Genomic DNA, 17,877 nt, shown 5'->3' with positions numbered 1-17,877 from the left:
TTTGGGTTGTTTCATGTCATGTAATATTCATTGGCCGTGGCAATTTGAACCAGCTAATAGGGCGTGCGCTGAAAGTGCGCGTCCCTTTTACGTTCGAGGTTCTCATGCAAGCCAAGCTTCTCGGCGCCGTTGGCGCCCTTCTCGCTACAGCGTTTCTTGCTGGTCCCGCTGCCGCCGCCGATAAGACCAAGATTGACTTCTGGTTCGGCAATTCCGGTGACATCGCAAAACGTGTCCAGGAGCAGTGCGATCGCTTCAACCAGTCGCAGGCCGACTACGAAGTGGTCTGCACCAGCCAGGGCAGCTACGACGCGTCCCTGCAGAACACCATTGCTGCCTTCCGCGCCGGCAAGCAGCCGACCATCGCCCAGGTCTCCGACGCCGGCACTCTCGACATCATGCTTTCCGGCGCCTACTACCCGGCCAACAAGCTGATGACCGACATGGGCTACAATGTCGACTGGAAGGACTACTTCTCCGGTATCTCCGGCTACTACGCGACATCGAAGGGCGAGATGTACTCCTTCCCCTTCAACTCCTCGACCGCTCTTCTCTACTGGAACAAGGACGCCTTCGCCAAGATTGGCAAGGATCATGCTCCGGCGACCTGGAAAGAAGCAGGCGAGGACCTCAAGGCTCTGAAGGATGCAGGCTATGCTTGCCCGCTCGGCTTTGACATCTCCAACAACGAAGTCTGGCAGTACATCGAGCAGTTCGAAGCCGTGAACGGCGAAGCGATCGCCACGAAGAAGAACGGCTTTGAAGGTCTCGACGCCGAGCTGGTGTTCAACAAGAACCCGCTTCTCGTCAGCTACGTCAAGGACCTCAAGTCCTGGTACGACAACAAGCTGGCCGTCATCAAGAACAAGGCTGTCGGTCAGACCTTCGTCGAAGCCTTTGCCGCTGGCGACTGCCAGGTCATCCTGACCTCGGTCGGCGACCACGGCAACGTTGGCCGCACCGCCAAGCAAGGCATGAACTGGGACGTTGCTATGCTCCCGACCTACGGCGATGCGACCCGGCACAGTTCTTATGTCGGCGGCGCTTCGCTCTGGGTTCTGAAGGGTCATTCCGACGCTGAATACAAGGCTGCCGCTGCCTTCTTCAACTTCATTGCCAAGCCGGAAGAAGCGCTGACCTGGTCGACCGTTACCGGCTACATTCCGGTTCGTAACTCCGGCTTCGAATATCTGAAGAAGCAGGGCTTTTACGACAAGGCGCCTTACGCTGGCCGCGAACTCGCCATTCAGAGCCTGACCGCATCGCCTGCTGGCGATGCAGCTCCGCAGGGCATCCGTCTCGGTGGCCTGCTGCAGGTCCGCACCGAAATCGCCAATGGTCTGCAGGCAATCTTCGTCAACAATGCCGATGTCCAGGCTTCGCTCGACAGCGCTGCCGAACGCGGCAATACGCTGCTGCGTCGCTTCCAGCAAACCTACAAGAACGTTCAGCTCCCCTGATCGGTTGATATGAGCCGCACCCGGCCCGCGTTTTGCGCGCCGGGTGCGTCTTTGTAAGTCTCTCATTTGTCGCGGCTGCGAACTCGCCGCCCGCGCCTAACCACATCAGGCCGAAAACGACCACCCATGGAAAAGCGCGTCACTTTCTCCTCAACGACAATCGGGCTGCTCTTCGCATTTCCGATGCTGTTGCTGATCTTCGTCTTCTTCTATTGGCCGAGCGCGCAGGCGCTCTATTGGGCGTTCACGCTCGAGCAGCCATGGGGCGGCGGCAATGCCTGGGTCGGTTTCGACAATTTCAGACAGTTGCTCACCGATCCGATCTATTGGGACTCGATTACCCGCAGCATGATCTTCGGCTTCAGCTCGACGGCCATTGCCATGGGGCTGGCGCTGATCCTGGCGCTTTTGACGGATCGTGAACTGCGTGGTCACAAGGTCTATCGGTCAGTCTTCATCTGGCCTTACGCGATTGCCGCTCCCGCTCTCGGCCTCGCCTTCCGCTTCATCCTGGCGCCGGAGGCCGGCCTTCTGTCCGTCATCAACCACGTCTGGCCCGGCCTCTGGAACCCCGCGCTCGACGGCAAAGATGCGATGATCGCGGTCGTTGTCGCCTTCTCCTGGAAATATATCGGCTACAACTTCATCTTCTTCCTCTCGGCGCTGCAAGGCATTCCGCGCTCGCTGATCGAGGCCGCCGCAATGGATGGTTCGGGGCCGATGCGCCGGATCTGGGATATCCAGCTGCCCCTGCTGACGCCGACGCTGTTCTTCCTGCTCGTCATCAACATCACCGAAAGCTTCCAGGATTCCTTCGGTATCGTCGATGTCATGACGCAGGGCGGCCCGGCGCGCGCCACCGAGCTCATGGTCTATAAGATCTATTTCGACGGCTTCAGGGGTCTCGATTATTCGGGTGCTGCAGCGCAGTCCATCATCCTGATGGTGCTCGTTGTCCTTCTCACAATCTTCCAGTTCCGCTTCATCGAGCGGCGCGTGCACTACAAGTGAGGTCGCGGACATGATCGAACGCACGCCGATATTCAACTTCATCTGCTATACGCTTCTCGCGCTTGGCATGGTGATCGCGCTTCTGCCTTTCGCCATCGTCATCATCGCGTCGACCCTCGATCTGGAGACGGTCAATCGCGTGCCGCTGCCGCTGATGCCGGGCTCGCATTTCTGGGAAAACGCTCAGACCGCCTGGGTTCGCGCCGATCTCGGCAACAAGCTGTTCCACAGCATCATCTTCGCCGCAACCGTCGGCGCCGGCAAGGTCATGCTGTCTTCCATGGCAGCCTTCTCGATCGTCTACTTCCGCTTCCGCGGCCGGTATGTGATTTTCTGGATCATCTTCATCACGCTGATGCTGCCGCTGGAAGTCCGCATCGTGCCGACCTATTCGATTGCGGCCAACGCGTTGCAGCCGTTCCAGACGATCCTCGAAGTCACCGGCATAAGCTGGCTCGTCGCACAGGTCACCGGCATTCAGATCAAGCTCGAATGGGGCCTGCTGAATTCCTATCCCGGCCTCGTTCTGCCGCTGGTCGCGACCGCGACCGGCACCTTCCTTTACCGGCAGTTCTACCTGACGGTTCCCGACGAACTGGCCGAGGCCTCGAAGATGGACGGATCGGGTCCGGTCCGGTTCTTCTGGGACATTCTGCTGCCGCTTTCGCGGCCGAACATGATCGCACTCTTCACGATCATGTTCGTCTGGGCCTGGAACCAGTATCTCTGGCCGCTGCTGATCACTACCGATCCGAATTTCGGCATCGCCGTGACGCAGCTCAAGACCCTCATCCCGTCCGAATTCGGCCTGCCCGACTGGAACGTCGCCATGGCCGGAACCCTGATCATCATGTCGCCGCCATTGATCCTCGTCATTCTGATGCAGCGCTGGTTCGTACGCGGCCTTATCTCCACCGAGAAGTGAAGGAGTACTCCCTTGGCACCGATCTCCATTCGTGGCGTGAAGAAAAACTACGGCAAAACCCCCGTCGTTCACGGCGTCGATCTCGACATCCAGTCGGGCGAGTTCATCGTCATCCTCGGCCCCTCCGGCTGCGGCAAGTCCACGTTGCTGCGCATGATCGCCGGCCTCGAGGAAATCACCGGCGGTGAAATCGCCATTGACGGCCGCGTCGTCAACCAGCTGGAGCCGCGCGAGCGGGGCTGTGCCATGGTGTTCCAGAACTATGCGCTTTATCCGCATATGAGCGTTGCCGAGAATATCGGCTACGCATTGAAGGTGGCCGGTGTCTCGAAGTCGGAGCGTCAGCGGCGCATCGGCGAGGTCGCCAAGGCGCTCAGTCTCGAACCGTTCCTCGAGCGCCGGCCGGCTGCCCTTTCCGGCGGCCAGCGCCAACGCGTCGCCATGGGCCGCGCGATGATCCGCGAGCCGAAGGTGTTTCTCTTCGACGAGCCGTTGTCGAACCTCGACGCCAAGCTGCGCATCGCCATGCGCGCCGAAATCCGCCGCCTGCACCGCCGCCTCAGCGCAACCTCGATCTTCGTCACGCATGACCAGACCGAAGCGATGACGCTGGCCGACCGGCTGGTGGTGATGAACGGCGGCAGGGTGGAGCAGGTCGGCACGCCTGAAGAGGTCTATCATCATCCGGTCTCGCGCTTCGTCGCCGGCTTCGTCGGCACGCCGGCGATGAACCTGCTCGAGGGCACGATCAATGACGAGGGCGTCTTCGTCTACGATCAAAGCCGCAAGGTCGCGCTGCCACGCGAGCGCGCCGCACCGCTGAAAGGCAAACGCGTGGTGCTCGGCATGCGCGCCGAGGCCGCCCGGCTGGTGGCCCCGGATGCGCCCGGTGCCCTTGTCGCAACGGCCGATTTCATCGAAGAGCTCGGCGCAAGCCGCATCGTCCACGCCGATTTCGATGGGCTGCCCTTTGCCGTGGCGCTGACTGAGGCCGTGAAGGTGAAGTCGGGCGATCCGATCGGCATCGCGATCGATTACGACCAGATCCACCTTTATGCCGCCGATACCGGCCGGATCATCGAGAACCCTGTTATGAACAGCGCAGGCGCCGTCCACGCCTAAAGCGGTCTGCGACGATCCTTTGCGATGATCTTGGCAGAGCGTTCGGCGGCTGAGGATGTCAGCCGCTTGCGCGAAGGTGAATTGCTCTAACGATGGATCGGGTCGATCCACGCGACGTCCTCCGGCTTTTCGACCGGCTCGATGTCGAGGTTGACGACGACCGGTTCCTGGCCTGAGCGGACGAGAACGCATTCCAGCGTCTCGTCGCGGCTGGCGTTGATTTCCTGATGCGGCACATAGGGCGGAACATAGATGAAGTCGCCTGGGCCAGCCTCCGCGGTATATTCCAGATGCTCGCCCCAGCGCATGCGGGCCTTGCCCTTGACCACGTAGATGATGCTTTCGAGGTCGCCATGGTGATGGGCGCCGGTCTTGGCGTTGGCATGGATCGTCACCGTGCCGGCCCAGATCTTTTCGGCGCCGGCGCGCGCGTTGTTGATCGCGGTCGCGCGATTCATGCCTGGCGTCTGCGCAGTGTTCGGATCGAGCGAGTTGCCGGGAATGACCTTGACGCCATGTTCGCGCCAATCGACGTGATGATGCTCGTGGTCGTCGCTCATGCCTTGCCTCCAGCTTCGATTTGATCAGTCTAGGCTTGAGCCGGGCGGCGGCCAAGCGGAATTGCCGTTGCGCAGCCACACGACATCTCCGCACCGATAGCTTCTGTGCGCCTAAGGAAAGAGCCGAGCCGGTGAGCCACCTCCCGCAAATCGATTACAACACCGCTTCGGAAGAGGTTCGTGCGGCGCATGACGAGGAAGTCATGCTGCGCGGCCGGATGACCAACATGAAGCGGACACTGCTGCACTCGCCGGCGGCTCACCGCATCTATGCCGAGTGGTTCACGCTGCGCGCCGAACTCGATCCTGCGGTCAACGACCGGGCGATCTGGATTTTCTCGCATGCGATCTCGAAGGCGGCCAGATCGAAGATCGCCGTCACCTTCTTTCGCAGGGCGCTGATCAACAAGGGCTTCAACCCCGATGCGCTGGAGTTTTCCGACGAGGAAGCGCTGCTCGACGCCTTCGGCAAGGCCATCGTCGCCGATTCCAACGCTGTTCCCGCCGAACTCTGGGCGAAGCTGAAACAGCGCTACGAGACCAAGGTGCTCGTCGATCTCGTCGCCTTCGCCGGCATCATGCTGGCCACCGCCGTCTTCAACAATGTCGTCGAGGTCGATTTCGACCCCGAGCTTGAAGCCTTTGCCGAAGGCGCCAGTTCATCCGCATCCTGAAGTTTCAGCTATCGAGCGGCAGGATCAGCACATCGCGCGGCGGCACCTCGATGCTACTATTGCCGATATGGTCGATCGGCCAGACTGCCTGGCTTTGCGCAAGCGCTCCTTCGGATAGCGTCACCTCGGTCTTCTGCGCCGTTCTCGTCGGATTGACGAGCCAGAGGAAGCTGCCATTTTCTCCCTTGTGGATACGGGCGAAGAGGGCGGCATTCGACAACGTTACGTGACGCTTCTTCCCGCTCCATCTCAATAGCTCAGCGAAGAAAGCGCCGTTCGCCTTCCCCTGTGTGCGGTAATAGGCAACGGAGGGGTTGGTGCCGATCAGTAGCGTGCGGCCCTTGCCATAGGCGTTTTCGACCACGGCAAGACGACCGTCGGTGAAGTGGCCGCGTCCCGTTCCGCCGGTCAGCCGATAAGACTGGAGGAAGCCGCCACCGTCGACCGCCGCGCCGTCGAGAGCGAAATGGATGCGGTCGCCGATATCGGGCATGAATTCGACTTCCTCCTCGCGCGCGCCGAAGACCTCGTCGAGGCCCATGTTCGGCTGCACGGTGCCGACATGGCCGCGATCGCCGAAATAGCCGGGGCATGCCTCGGCAATCAGCGTGCCGCCGTTTTCGACCCAGGCTTTCAGGCGCTGCGCCTGCTCTGACGTGAACATGATCGGATAGGGGAAATAGAGGAAATCATAGGCCGCGATGTCGTCGATATGTACCCAATCCGGCTGCACGCCATTTTCGAGGAAGGCGCGATAGGCCCCCCACATGGCTTCGGGATAGGGCTTTTCCTTGCGGTCGTGGTTCAGGAGGTAGTCGAACTCCTGGGTTTCGCGGACGACGAGGATGCCGACCTCGCCGCGCACGGGCTTCGCCTCCCAGAGGGTGGCCTGCGCCTTGTCGTTAGCCCATTTCGCCATGGCGCTTGCCATGTCCGAGCGCGGCGTACGCGAGCCGTCCATGCCGTAGGAGCCGAAAGCGCCGAAGAGTGGACCGTCGAGCAACGGGCGCCAGCGCAGATTGATCACGCCGCGGGCGCCGCCGGCAAGCGAGGTCATGCTCCAGAGGCGGATATCCTCTGGCTCGGCGACGCGGCCATCCTCCTTGTCGCGGCCGATCACCTGCGGCTGCAGCCAGAGCGGGCCGCCCTGGCGTTCGGCATGCCAGAAGGGTTTGCCGCGGGCGGCAGCGCGGTTGATGTCGACGCCGTACCAGTTCTTCCAGGCTTCCGAGCCCTTGCGGGCCTGGATCCAGGTGAAGCCGTAAACCTCGACCTTGGAGGCGGCGAGCCAGTCGTCGCAGCCGTTGGCCGCCATGTTGGGAATTGCGCCGGATATGCCGTGGGCAACGATGGTGTTCTTCTGGTCGACGGCGCGGATCGTGTCGATGCGCCATTGCATCTGATCATAGAAATTGTCGCGCTTGAACTGCAGCCAGTCGATGCATTCGGGGTAGGGCGCCATGTGCACTGGCGGCTCGATATCGTCCCATTCGGCATAGCTGTAGCGGTACCAGGTCTTGGCCAGAACCTTCAGGCTGCCGTATTTCTTTTCCAGCCATTTGCGAAAGGTAGCCTTGGCATAGGGGCTGTAATCGACATCGGCGGAATAGTTGCACTCGTTCCAGACGTCGTAGCCATAGATCGCCGGATGATCCTTGTAGCGGGTGGCGAGCGCGGTCAGGAATTTGCCCGCTGCTTCCTTCACTTCGGGGCAGTTCAGCGTCAGGGCGCCGGCGCCGCCACCATTGTTGGAAAAGCCGCCGGTTGCCGACGACACGCCCATATAGGAGCCGAGTTTGGTGCCGTCGGCATTGACCTGCAATGCATGAGCGTATTTGCGCACCGCCCAGTCGGGCACGGCATGGATCAACTCGGCGATAACGGTCTTGATGCCGTTTGCGGCGGCAAGGTCCATCTGACGGTCATATTCCTCCCAGTCGTAGACGCCGGGGGCGGTTTCGATCGCGCTCCACATGAACCAGTGGCGGAAGATGTTGAGGCCGTCTTGCCCAGCGGTCACGTAGTCGCGCTCCCAATCCTCGCGGGGCGGATTCGACTTGCGGAAATAGACGGCGCCGTAGGGCAGTTGGATATCTTTGTTGAGCATTGTCCTGTCCTTCTCTATCGATGTCCGGACATGGCTTCGCCGTCCGGAAAGAAGGATCCGGCAGTCGGCAATCGAAGATGTCGTCCGGCTATTCTAAAAAGCGTTGATCTAGCGGGGTCCTCCGGCGAGGAGTTCCAGGGTGCGGATGAGGGCGGAATGGTCGCGTTCGCCGTCGCCATTGGCGATCGCGGCATTCATCAGTTGTTGCGTGGCGGCCGTGTTCGGCAACGACAGATCGAGCGCGCGGGCGGCATCGACGGCAAGCGTCATGTCCTTGCGGTGCAGGCGGATACGGAAGCCGGGCTCGAAGGTCTCCTTGACCATGCGCTCGCCATGCACTTCGAGGATGCGCGATGAAGCAAAGCCGCCCATCAGCGCAGAGCGCACCTTGGCCGGATCGGCGCCGGCCTTCCTGGCAAAGAGCAGCGCTTCGGCAACCGCCTCGATCGTCAGGCCGACGATGATCTGGTTGGCGACCTTGGCCGTCTGCCCGTCGCCGCTGCCGCCGACATGGGTGATGTTCTTGCCCATTTTTTCGAAGAGCGGCTTGGCGCGTTCAAAAATCTGCTCCTTGCCGCCGACCATGATCGTCAGCGAGGCGGCCTTGGCGCCGACCTCACCGCCGGAAACCGGAGCATCGAGATAATCGCAGCCGAGCGCCTCGATGCGTTTGGCGAAAGTCTTGGTGGCGACCGGCGAGATCGAGCTCATGTCGATAACGAGCTTGCCCCGGGAAAGGCCGGAGGCGACGCCGTCTTCGCCGAACAGCACCGCCTCGACATCTGGTGTATCCGGCAGCATCAGGATGACGATGTCGGAGGCTTGCGCCACCGTCCTGGCGCTGGCGGCAGCTTTGCCGCCCTTGTCGACAAGATGCTGCGAGGCTTCCTTCACGCGGCTCAGATGCAGCGTGTGGCCGGCGTCGATCAGGTGTTCCGCCATCGGGCGGCCCATGACGCCCAGTCCGATAAATCCAATGTTCATGCTGCTCTCGCTGAGTTCAGATAGGGTTTCATCCAGCCGAGGCCCTCGCTGGTGCCGGATTTCGGCTTGTACTCGCAGCCGACCCAGCCGTCGTAGCCGAGACGGTCGAGTTCGGAGAGGATGAAGCCGTAGTTGATCTCGCCGGTGCCGGGTTCGCCCCGGCCGGGATTGTCGGCGATCTGCACATGGGCGATCTTCTCCTTCAGCCTTGTGAAGGTCGGGATCAGGTCGCCCTGCATGATCTGCATGTGGTAGAAATCATACTGGATATAGAGATTGTCCGAGCCGACCCGGTCGAGGATGTGCTCGGCATGAGTGGTCGTCGATAGGAAGAAACCTGGAATATCGCGCAGATTGATCGGCTCGATCAAAAGCCTGACGCCAGCGTCGGCACAGCGTTTTGCTGCATATTTCAGATTGTCGACCAGCACATTTTCCAGCGTTTGAAGGTCTGCACCCTTCGGCACCAGGCCGGAGATGACGTTCACCTGTGGGCAATCGAGCGCTGCGGCATAGTCGAGCGCCAGCGCGACTCCGTTGCGGAACTCCTCTACGCGCTCCGGCAGGCAGGCGATGCCGCGCTCGCCGCCGGCCCAGTCGCCGGACGGTACGTTGAAGAGCGCCTGTTTCAGGCCGCTCGCCTTCAGCGCCTCGGCGACCTTCTCCTTCGGCTCGGCAAAGGGGCCGAGATATTCCAGCGCACCGAAGCCGTCCCCTGCGGCAGCGGTGAAACGGTCGAGAAAGGGCAGGTCCTGGTAGAGGAAGGAAAGGTTGGCGGAAAATTTCGGCACGGGATCGTCCTTAGATATCGGCAGGCGCGACGAAACGATGCCGGTGCAGCATGCGCTTGTCGCGAGGGTCGGGATTGGGAACGGCGGAGATGAGGCTCTTGGTGTAGGCCTCTTCGGGAGCGGTGCAGATCTGTTCTGCCTCACCAAGTTCGACGATTTTGCCGCGATGCATGACGGCGACGCGATCGCAGAAATAACGCACGACCGAAATGTCGTGCGAGATGAAGATGAAGCTCAGGTTCAGCCGCTGGCGGATATCGAGCAGCAGGTCGAGGATCTGGCTGCGGATCGAGACGTCGAGCGCCGACGTCGCCTCGTCTGCGATGATGATGCGCGGGTCAAGTGCAAGGGCGCGGGCGATGCCGATGCGCTGGCGCTGGCCGCCGGAGAAGGCATGCGGGTAGCGCTCCATGCCCATCGGATCGAGGCCGACGAGGCGCATCAGTTCGGCGACGCGGTCCTCCAGTGCCTTGCCCTTGGCCAGCCCGTTGACAACAAGCGGATCGCCGATCACCTCCTTGACGGTCATGCGCGGATTGAGCGAGGCGAACGGATCCTGGAAAACCAGGCGGACTTCGCGGTGGAAAGTGCGGAGTTCGCGCTTGGTGAGTTTCGTGACGTCGATCTCGCCGCCGTCCCTGCCGCGATAGGTGATGCTGCCCGATGTCGGCTCGACGGTGCGCAGGATCAGACGGCCGAGCGTCGTCTTGCCGGAGCCGCTTTCGCCGACGATACCGAGGTTTTCGCCGGGATAGAGATCGAAGCTGGCGTCGTCGACGGCGCGCAGCGTATTGGCCTTGCCGTGCCAGCCGTAGATCTTGCCGAGATTGCGGACGGACAGGATCGGCTGCGGCGCCTGCGGCGACAGTGCGACGGCCGGCAGCCTGCCTTCGACATGGTGGGTGAGCTTGACCGTCGATGCGAGCAACTGGCGGGTATAGGGATGCTCGGCGGCATGGTAGATCGCATCGACCGGCCCGCGCTCGACGATACGGCCGAAGCGCATGACGGCGACGTCGTCTGCCACTTCGGCGACGATCCCCATGTCATGGGTGATGAGCAGCATGGCCATGCCGCGCTCGACCTGCAGGCGTTTGATCAGGTCGAGGATCTCGGCCTGGGTGGTGACGTCGAGCGCCGTCGTCGGTTCGTCGGCGATGAGAATATCGGGATTGCCGGCAAGCGCCATGGCGATCATGGCGCGTTGGCGCATGCCGCCGGAGAATTCGAACGTATAACGGTCGGCCATCTTGTCCGGATTCGGAATTTCGACCTGGCGCAGCAGTTCGACGGTCCTTTCGCGGGCGGCGCGCTGGTCGAGATTGCTGTGCAGGCGCACGGCCTCGATGATCTGCGAGCCGATGGTGTGCACCGGCGACAGCGAGCTCATCGGCTCCTGGAAAATCAGGCCGATGCGGCGGCCGCGGATGGCGCGCATTGCCCGATCCGACGGCTTCAACGCGGCGATATCGGTGATCCCGTCGCCGTTGTTGAGCAGGATGCGGCCGGAAACGATGCGGCCGGGGCTGTCGACGATCTGCAGCAGCGAGCGGGCGGTGACGCTTTTGCCGGAACCGCTTTCGCCGACGAGGCAGAGCGTCTCACCGCGCTTCAGCTCGAAGCTGACATTTTCGACGGCGTGCAGGATGTGGGTGCGCAGCCTGAAATCGATCGAGAGGTTTTCGACGGAGAGAACGACGTCGTCTGAAAGATCGGTCATGGTTTCCTCCTCAATTGTCATAGGGGTCGGCGGCATCGCGCAGGCCGTCGCCGAAGAAATTGAAGGACAGGACGGCGACGACGACTGCGAGCGACGGCCAGATCAGGAGCCACGGCGCGGTGGCGACGGTGCGGATGTTCTGGGCGTCCTGCAGCAGCACGCCCCAGCTGACGACCGGCGGCTTGAGGCCGATGCCGAGGAAGGACAGCGAGGTCTCGGCGACGATCATGGTCGGCACGGCCAGTGTGACGACCGCAAGGATATGGCTCGTCAGCGAGGGCAGGATATGGCGGAAGATCAGCCGCGTCTCGCTCGATCCGTCGAGCCGGGCGGCAACGACGAAATCCTCGCTGCGCAGCGCCAGGAACCGTCCGCGCACCTCCCGCGCCAGGCTGGTCCAGCCGAGCAGCGAGACGATAATCGTTATGACGAAATAGACATTGACCGGCGACCATGTCAGCGGGATCGCCGCCGCCAGGCCGAGCCACAGTGGGATGGTCGGCATGGCGCTGACGACCTCGATGACACGCTGGATCAGCGTATCCACCCAGCCGCCGTAGAAGCCGGAGATCGAGCCGAGCACGACACCCAGGATCAGCGACATCGCGACGCCGACGAGGCCGATCGACATGGATACGCGCGTGCCGTAGACGAGGCGCGAGAAGACGTCGCGGCCGAGCCGGTCGGCGCCAAGCAGATACATCGGGTCGTTCTGGTTGAGGGGGCCGATCAGGTGCCGGTTCATCGGGATCAGCCCCCAGAGGTTATAAGCTGCGCCTTTGACGAAGAAGCCGATCGGGACGACCTTGGTGTCGTCGACGACGAAAGTGCGGCGCAGCGCCACCTTGTCGATCTCGACCTTGTAGCCCTTCACATGGAAATTGAATTCCGAACTGCCGTCCGGCTTTTCGACGAAGAAGCTGAACCCCTGCGGTGGAGCATAGGTATATTGCGGTCGCGAGGTCATCGGCAAAGCAGGCGCCAGGAATTCGGCGAAGAGGCCGACCAGATAGAGAAAGAGGATGATAGCGCCGGCCACCATCGCCACTTTCTGGCGGATGAGTTTGCCGGCGACCAGCCGCCAGGGGCCGATCGCGGCGGTCGAGACGGCCTTGCCCTGTTTCAGCGGGCTGATCGAGGGGCCGTCGGCGACGACGTGGAGGGGTCCGGTGTGGTTTCCGAAGGTTTCGTGCGTGCTCATCGCATTCCCCTCAATTGAACCGGATGCGTGGATCGAGCAGCGCCAGCAGCAGATCCGACAGCAGCATGCCGACGAGGGTCAGCGCGCTCAAAAGCAGGATGAAACTGCCGGCGAGATACATGTCCTGCGAGATCAGCGCGCGGAAAAGCAGCGGGCCGGCCGTCGGAAGGTTCAGCACGATGGCGGTGATCGTTACGCCGGAGACGAGATGCGGCAGCACCCAGCCGATCGCCGAGACGAAGGGATTGAGTGCGATTCTGACCGGATATTTGAGGATCACCTTGTATTCCGGCAGTCCCTTGGCGCGGGCGGTAACGACATAGGGCTTGTGCAGTTCGTCGGTCAGGTTGGCGCGCAAGATGCGGATCATCGCTGCCGTTCCGGATGCGCCGATGATGATGATCGGGATCCAGAGATGGGCGAGGAAATCGCCGACCTTGGCGAGGCTCCAGGGCGCCTCGGCATATTCCGGCGAGATCAGTCCGCCGACGCTCTGGCCGAGATATTTATAGGCGATGTACATCAGCGTCAGCGCCAGGATGAAGTTCGGCACCGCAAGGCCGATGAAGCCGAGAAATGTGAAGACATGATCGCCGACGGAGTGGCGGCGGACAGCGGAATAGATGCCGATCGGCAATGCCACAATCCAGACGAAGAGCAGGCTCAAGAGCGAGATCACCAGCGTCGAGCCCATGCGGCCCCAGATCAGCCCGGAGACGGGCTGGCCCCATTCGAAGGAGTAGCCGAAGTCGCCGCGGCTGACGATGCCCCAGATCCATTTCAGATATTGGATATAGAAGGGGTCGTCGAAGCCGTAGATTTCCTTCAGCCGCTCGATCTGCGCGGGATCGACGGTCTGGCCGCTATCGCTCATGGTGGCGATCATCGACGTCAGATAGTCACCCGGCGGCAGCTGGATGATCAGGAACGAGATCAGCGACATGCCAAACAAGGTCGGGATCATGTAGAGCACGCGCTTGAAGATATAGCCAAGCATTGAAACGTTTCTCCTCCCGTCGGGAACGCCGTGACGCGCTTCCCCCGGATCTTCACCCGCCTTCGGCCCTCCAGGCCGAAAGCGCTCCTCCGTCGCGTGTCATCTCATTTCCAGGTGAGATGCAGGACCTCCAGCCGATCGATAGCAGGCACCTCCACCTGCGCGCGGCCATTCCCGAAGCTGAAGCTTGCGGCGCGATCGGCAACAACGAGCCAAGCCTTCGCCACCGATCGGCCCTCCGGAATCTCCACCGAAACGGTCTGCGCTGCCAGAGGGTAATTGTCGCGAATCGGGCCTTTCATCATCATCGGATTGGTGAGGTTGAAGAGGCTGAGCGCCAGGCCCTCATCGTTTTCGCGCAACGCCAGATCGACGACGCCCTTGCCCTTGACGGTGACGCGCGGCGTCTTGCCGAGTGCCCAATGGACGGCGTTGGCGATGAGACGGGCGTGGTCGACCGCAAAGACCTCCCAGAAGATCTCGCCGATGTTCCAGGGAATATAGACCGTGCGGCCACCCTTGCCAGTCTCGCGGGCGATGACGGCAGCACCTTTCGGGTCTTCACGCGGATAGACTTCTTCCATCGGCAGATCGGGAAAGTCGGGTACGTAGAGGAAGGGAGTCTTTGCATCGGCCGACGGCTCGGCGTGGATCAGGCGGGTGCCGCCCATGATGCGTTCGGCGCCGTCGAAACCCCGATTGATCGGGTGATCGCCGGAAAGGGCAACATAGGTGTTCTTGACGATGCCGCGCGGGCCGGAGACGTATCTGGCGCCGAGCACGTCGGCCAGACCGAATTCGTCACGCTTCTTGCCGAATTCGTCACGCAGCGACGTCTCGTAGGAGGAAATGACGCTGCCGCCGCGATCGACATAGGCGCGGATCGCCGCGTTCTGCACATCCGAAAGGCAGGAGGCGTTGGCGAGAATGATCAGCTTGAAGCGGTCGAGGTTTTCCTCGGTCAGCACTTGGTCCGAAAGCAGCTCGAAGGGCAGGCGGGCTTCAACGAGGGCGTGGTAGAGACCGAGATCGTGCTTCTCTGCGGAATGCCGTTCTTCCGGCGCCCAGTGGCGCAGCGTCGTCGAGGGATCGATGACGGCGATTTCGGCGGTCGGCTTCATACTTTCCAGCACTGGCTCGACGGCTGCCTGCAGGCCGAATGCGTCGGCCACCGGCTCGACCCAGCGTTTGTCGGGCACGACACCGTTGAACTTGGTGAACCAGGCGTAGAGGCCGTGGGCGGTGCCGTCATTGATCCAGAGCTGCATCTCCTCGCCCGAGGTGACGGCGTCCTTCCAGCGATATTCCTCCTCCGGGCCGATCGAGGTGATCAGTACGACCGGGCGGTCGGGGAAGGTGGCGCGGATGCGCTTGCCGTTGCGGCCAGCCGACCAGCCGAGCTCGAGGCCCTTGCGGCCCTGATGGTCGACGACGAGGAAGGGGCAGTGCCTGGCGATGACCGAGAGGTCGAATTCCATCAGAGACGCGCCGCCCATGTTCGGAATGAAGCTCGCATGCGGACGGATCGCTTTGACGGCATCGTCCCATTGCGCGATCATGTCGGTGAGCACGCGGCGGCGCCATTGCACCCAGGCCTGCCAGGCGGGATCCTCGGCGTCGGGTTTTACAGGCAGGGCGTGGCCGGACATGTCCTTGAAGCGGCGGGCGCTGTCTTCGCTATAATCGACGCCGTGGCCCTGCCAGCGATTGGCGAAGACCGCATCGATATCGTATTTGCGGACGATCTCCTTGACCACCTCAGGCATGAAGACGGTGTTGTAGTCGCCATAGGCATTGGTCACCCAGACATCGGGATAGGCCCAGTGACGGCGCGGCGTGCCGTCGGCATTGATCATCACCCATTCGGGATGGGCTTTGGCGGCATCGTCATGGATAGCATGCGGGTCGACGCGGGCCATGACATGCATATCGAGTTTGCGAGCGGCATCGACGAGCGCGCCGAAGATATCCTTGTCGCCGAGATACTTGCTCACATAATGGCAGGGCACTTCGCTCGGATAATAGGCAATGTAGCCGCCGGCGCTGAGGCAGACCGCGTTCGATTTCGTGCGCTTGAAGACGTCGACCCAGAAGGCCGGGTCGTATTTCTCCGGATCGTCTTCCACGAAGGTCAGCTGGGTCCAGCGGGTCGCCGTCTTGAACCAGTCCGGCGTCCTCAGCATGTGGGTATTCTGTTTTCTGGCATCGAGCATCGTCTTCATCCAATCATCGGCAAAAAAAGGGCCTCGGCGCCAACCGGCGGGGCCGGCGCCTAACTAGGCTCCTGGAATAAAGGTCTTCAGACCTTGTAGAACTGCTCCGGCATGGTCGGAGCAGGCGTCGGCCAGCCGAAGGAGTTCGGCATGATCTTCGTGATGTTCTTCATGTTGTTCTTGACGATGCCGTATCCATCGGGCGGCAGCGAAATGCCGAAGACATAGAAATTGTCGGCGGCGCCTTGCAGGATCTGCTTCATGACCTCGCGCTGGCCTGATGCGTCGGAGGTCGCCTTCAGCTTGTCGTAGAGCGCAAGCTGGTTCTTCGTGCTTTCCGGCGGCTCTTCGGCATTGGCATTGGCGCGGTCGCGATACCAGAGTTGCCAGGCCGGGGCATACATGGCGTTGGCATCGGTCGGCACGTAGTAGCGTGGGTCGAGCATGGCGGCGACGCCGCCGTTTGCGCCGAACTGGTGGGCGGTCGCATCGAAATCACGGCCCTGGCGGACGCGCGTCTCCCAGAGCGAACGGTCCATCGAGCGCATCTGCGCATCGATGCCGACCGCCTGGAACATCGGGATCACCAGCTGGAAGAGATCGAGGAAAACGGCGCGCGCCTGGTCGATCTCGAAGATGATTGTCAGGCGGCGGCCCTTTTCGTCGAGGCGGAAGTTCTGGTCGTCGCGCTTCGGCACGATCTGATCGAGCATGGCATTCGCCTTGTCGACGTCATAGGCCGTGAACTGCGTGGCGAGCTGCTCGTTGTAAAGCGGGTCTTCCTTCTTGATCGACGGCTGGGCAGGCGCCCCCTGACCAACAAGCACTGCATCGATCAGCGACTGCCGGTCGAGCGCGGTCGAGAGTGCCGCACGGAAATCCTTGTTCCGGAAGAGCTTCCGCTTGGTCTCGTCATTGTGGTTCAGGTTGAAGATGAAATTCATCACATTGGCCTCGGTCGAGGTCAGTGTGTAGAAATCATAACCGCCCTGCTCACGCGCATCGTAGAGAACCGACTTGTTGTTCGGCGTGGCGATATACTGGTCCATCAGGTCGACTTCGCCCTGCATGGCCTTCAACAGCAGAACCTGCGGGTCGGCGACCATCTGGTAGACGATACGGTCCATATAGGGCAGCTGGTTGCCCTCGGTATCGACCTTCCAATAGTAAGGATTGCGCTCGGCAACGGCGCGTTCGGTGTTTTCGCCGGGCGCTATGGTGAACATCCAGGCATGCACGCAGGGCTTCTTCGAGGAGTTCAGGAAGAAGGCGTTGTCATCCTGGAAACCGGCGGCCGCCTGGAAGGAAGCGATCCAGCTTTCGAAGCCGCGTTGCTTGGCGAGTTCATCGGCCTTCGGATTGAAGTCGATGTGGAACTGCTCGAGATAATGTTTCGGTGTGCGTGTCGTCTGGTCGTTGTTTGCCCAGGCGACCTGCAGCGGGAACAGGCCGTTCGGCTTGTCGAAGGTGACCTTGAAAGTCTGCTCGTCGACGATCTCCAGCTTGGCGGGCTTGCCGCCGGACTTCCAATGATCCTGACCGACGAAGGCGACGCGTTTGTCGGTGAAAACGGTGTCGTACCAGAACTTGATGTCGGCGGTGGTATAGGGATGGCCGTCCGACCATTTCATGCCCTTGCGCAGGCGGATCGTATAGACCTTGGACTCGGCGTCGCCCTCAAAGGACTCGGCGACATTCAGCGTTACGCCAGACCAGTCGGGCGTATAGCGCAGCAGCGGCTCGTAGGCTTGATAGCGGAACAGCATCGACAGCGAACCGCCGCCGACGAGCGCCATGTTCCAGTCGCCGCCGTACTTGCCGACGCTTTCGACCGGTTTGACGACGAGCGGATTTTCAGGAAGCCGGTCCTTCAGGGCCGGCAGGGTGCCGCTTGACACCTTCGTTTTCAAGATATCCGCTTCCTTGAAGTCAGCGGCGAAAACCGGCAGGGCCGGCAATATCAGGGCGGCCGATGTCCCGGCCAGAAACGCACGTCGTTTCAGCTTGATCATAGGGATCTCCTCCAAAAATCCGCGCCCTTATCATTATTTTTGCTGCGGGCTGGGATGAGGGGAAGATTACATTTGGATATTGTTAGGTAAAGCGTTATGT

The 17,877-nt window shown here is 61.6% G+C and carries 14 protein-coding genes; 5 read left to right on the top strand and 9 right to left on the bottom strand.

Translation table 11 applies throughout. The features are described 5' to 3' along the window. Nucleotides 1-104 precede the first annotated feature (104 nt). The 4 genes from OIU37_RS09785 to OIU37_RS09770 all read left to right on the top strand — a co-directional run bounded on the left by OIU37_RS09785 (nucleotide 105) and on the right by OIU37_RS09770 (nucleotide 4,518). Nucleotides 105-1,460: an extracellular solute-binding protein gene (locus tag OIU37_RS09785; protein WP_171376227.1), complete on the top strand. Its 1,356-nt coding sequence runs from the start codon at nucleotides 105-107 to the stop codon at nucleotides 1,458-1,460. Between the two features lie 126 nt (nucleotides 1,461-1,586). After that, a complete protein-coding gene (locus tag OIU37_RS09780; protein WP_027663811.1) occupies nucleotides 1,587-2,471 on the top strand; it encodes a carbohydrate ABC transporter permease in 885 nt (294 codons plus the stop codon). A gap of 10 nt (nucleotides 2,472-2,481) precedes the next feature. Further along, complete coding sequence (locus OIU37_RS09775) at nucleotides 2,482-3,396, top strand: ABC transporter permease subunit (RefSeq protein ID WP_171376225.1); 915 nt, start codon at nucleotides 2,482-2,484, stop codon at nucleotides 3,394-3,396. 12 nt (nucleotides 3,397-3,408) lie between these two features. After that, nucleotides 3,409-4,518 (top strand): sn-glycerol-3-phosphate import ATP-binding protein UgpC, encoded by a 1,110-nt coding sequence (locus tag OIU37_RS09770; RefSeq protein ID WP_264257348.1) that lies wholly within the window; start codon nucleotides 3,409-3,411, stop codon nucleotides 4,516-4,518. 86 nt (nucleotides 4,519-4,604) lie between these two features. On the opposite strand, the gene OIU37_RS09765 is transcribed toward OIU37_RS09770, so the two are convergent. Then, nucleotides 4,605-5,078, bottom strand: coding sequence for a cupin domain-containing protein (locus OIU37_RS09765; RefSeq protein ID WP_027683319.1), 474 nt, complete (start codon nucleotides 5,076-5,078; stop codon nucleotides 4,605-4,607). A gap of 131 nt (nucleotides 5,079-5,209) precedes the next feature. Here OIU37_RS09765 and OIU37_RS09760 point away from each other — a divergent pair, with 131 nt between their 5' ends. Beyond that, nucleotides 5,210-5,752, top strand: coding sequence for a hypothetical protein (locus OIU37_RS09760; protein ID WP_264257345.1), 543 nt, complete (start codon nucleotides 5,210-5,212; stop codon nucleotides 5,750-5,752). A 4-nt stretch (nucleotides 5,753-5,756) separates the two neighbouring features. On the opposite strand, the gene OIU37_RS09755 is transcribed toward OIU37_RS09760, so the two are convergent. The 8 genes from OIU37_RS09755 to OIU37_RS09720 all read right to left on the bottom strand — a co-directional run bounded on the left by OIU37_RS09755 (nucleotide 5,757) and on the right by OIU37_RS09720 (nucleotide 17,777). Continuing rightward, complete coding sequence (locus OIU37_RS09755; protein ID WP_264257343.1) at nucleotides 5,757-7,859, bottom strand: beta-galactosidase; 2,103 nt, start codon at nucleotides 7,857-7,859, stop codon at nucleotides 5,757-5,759. Between the two features lie 108 nt (nucleotides 7,860-7,967). Continuing rightward, entirely contained in the window at nucleotides 7,968-8,843 is an 876-nt protein-coding gene (locus OIU37_RS09750; RefSeq protein ID WP_264257342.1) for a 2-hydroxy-3-oxopropionate reductase, read from the bottom strand. Next, complete coding sequence (gene otnI / locus OIU37_RS09745) at nucleotides 8,840-9,634, bottom strand: 2-oxo-tetronate isomerase (protein WP_264257340.1); 795 nt, start codon at nucleotides 9,632-9,634, stop codon at nucleotides 8,840-8,842. Before otnI ends, OIU37_RS09750 begins: the two co-directional genes overlap by 4 nt. Nucleotides 9,635-9,644: 10 nt before the next feature. Further along, nucleotides 9,645-11,354 carry an ABC transporter ATP-binding protein gene (locus OIU37_RS09740; RefSeq protein WP_264257338.1) on the bottom strand — a complete coding sequence of 570 codons (1,710 nt, stop codon included), beginning with the start codon at nucleotides 11,352-11,354 and terminating at the stop codon, nucleotides 9,645-9,647. A 10-nt stretch (nucleotides 11,355-11,364) separates the two neighbouring features. Next, nucleotides 11,365-12,555, bottom strand: coding sequence for an ABC transporter permease (locus OIU37_RS09735; RefSeq protein WP_264257337.1), 1,191 nt, complete (start codon nucleotides 12,553-12,555; stop codon nucleotides 11,365-11,367). Nucleotides 12,556-12,565: 10 nt separating this feature from the next. Further along, nucleotides 12,566-13,552, bottom strand: a complete 987-nt coding sequence (locus OIU37_RS09730; protein ID WP_168311711.1) for an ABC transporter permease — start codon at nucleotides 13,550-13,552, stop codon at nucleotides 12,566-12,568. Between the two features lie 104 nt (nucleotides 13,553-13,656). Continuing rightward, on the bottom strand, nucleotides 13,657-15,765 hold the full coding sequence (locus OIU37_RS09725; RefSeq protein ID WP_264257335.1) for an alpha-amylase family protein: 2,109 nt from the start codon (nucleotides 15,763-15,765) through the stop codon (nucleotides 13,657-13,659). A gap of 86 nt (nucleotides 15,766-15,851) precedes the next feature. Further along, nucleotides 15,852-17,777 carry an ABC transporter substrate-binding protein gene (locus tag OIU37_RS09720; protein WP_168311709.1) on the bottom strand — a complete coding sequence of 642 codons (1,926 nt, stop codon included), beginning with the start codon at nucleotides 17,775-17,777 and terminating at the stop codon, nucleotides 15,852-15,854. Between the last annotated feature and the right edge of the window lie 100 nt (nucleotides 17,778-17,877).

It is taken from the genome of Rhizobium sp. BT-226, assembly GCF_025847085.2.
GTDB classification, from domain to species: Bacteria; Pseudomonadota; Alphaproteobacteria; order Rhizobiales; family Rhizobiaceae; genus Rhizobium; species Rhizobium sophorae.
Note: the sequence above shows the minus strand (reverse complement) of the source record. Positions and strands in the feature narration are given on the sequence as shown.

Coding starts and splice junctions, on each gene's coding strand:
- OIU37_RS09775 (WP_171376225.1), top strand. CDS start 2,482: ATGATCGAACGCACGCCGATATTCAACTTCATCTGCTATACGCTTCTC.
- OIU37_RS09740 (WP_264257338.1), bottom strand. CDS start 11,354: ATGACCGATCTTTCAGACGACGTCGTTCTCTCCGTCGAAAACCTCTCG.
- OIU37_RS09750 (WP_264257342.1), bottom strand. CDS start 8,843: ATGAACATTGGATTTATCGGACTGGGCGTCATGGGCCGCCCGATGGCG.
- OIU37_RS09720 (WP_168311709.1), bottom strand. CDS start 17,777: ATGATCAAGCTGAAACGACGTGCGTTTCTGGCCGGGACATCGGCCGCC.
- OIU37_RS09765 (WP_027683319.1), bottom strand. CDS start 5,078: ATGAGCGACGACCACGAGCATCATCACGTCGATTGGCGCGAACATGGC.
- OIU37_RS09725 (WP_264257335.1), bottom strand. CDS start 15,765: ATGCTCGATGCCAGAAAACAGAATACCCACATGCTGAGGACGCCGGAC.
- OIU37_RS09730 (WP_168311711.1), bottom strand. CDS start 13,552: ATGCTTGGCTATATCTTCAAGCGCGTGCTCTACATGATCCCGACCTTG.
- OIU37_RS09785 (WP_171376227.1), top strand. CDS start 105: ATGCAAGCCAAGCTTCTCGGCGCCGTTGGCGCCCTTCTCGCTACAGCG.
- OIU37_RS09755 (WP_264257343.1), bottom strand. CDS start 7,859: ATGCTCAACAAAGATATCCAACTGCCCTACGGCGCCGTCTATTTCCGC.
- OIU37_RS09735 (WP_264257337.1), bottom strand. CDS start 12,555: ATGAGCACGCACGAAACCTTCGGAAACCACACCGGACCCCTCCACGTC.
- OIU37_RS09780 (WP_027663811.1), top strand. CDS start 1,587: ATGGAAAAGCGCGTCACTTTCTCCTCAACGACAATCGGGCTGCTCTTC.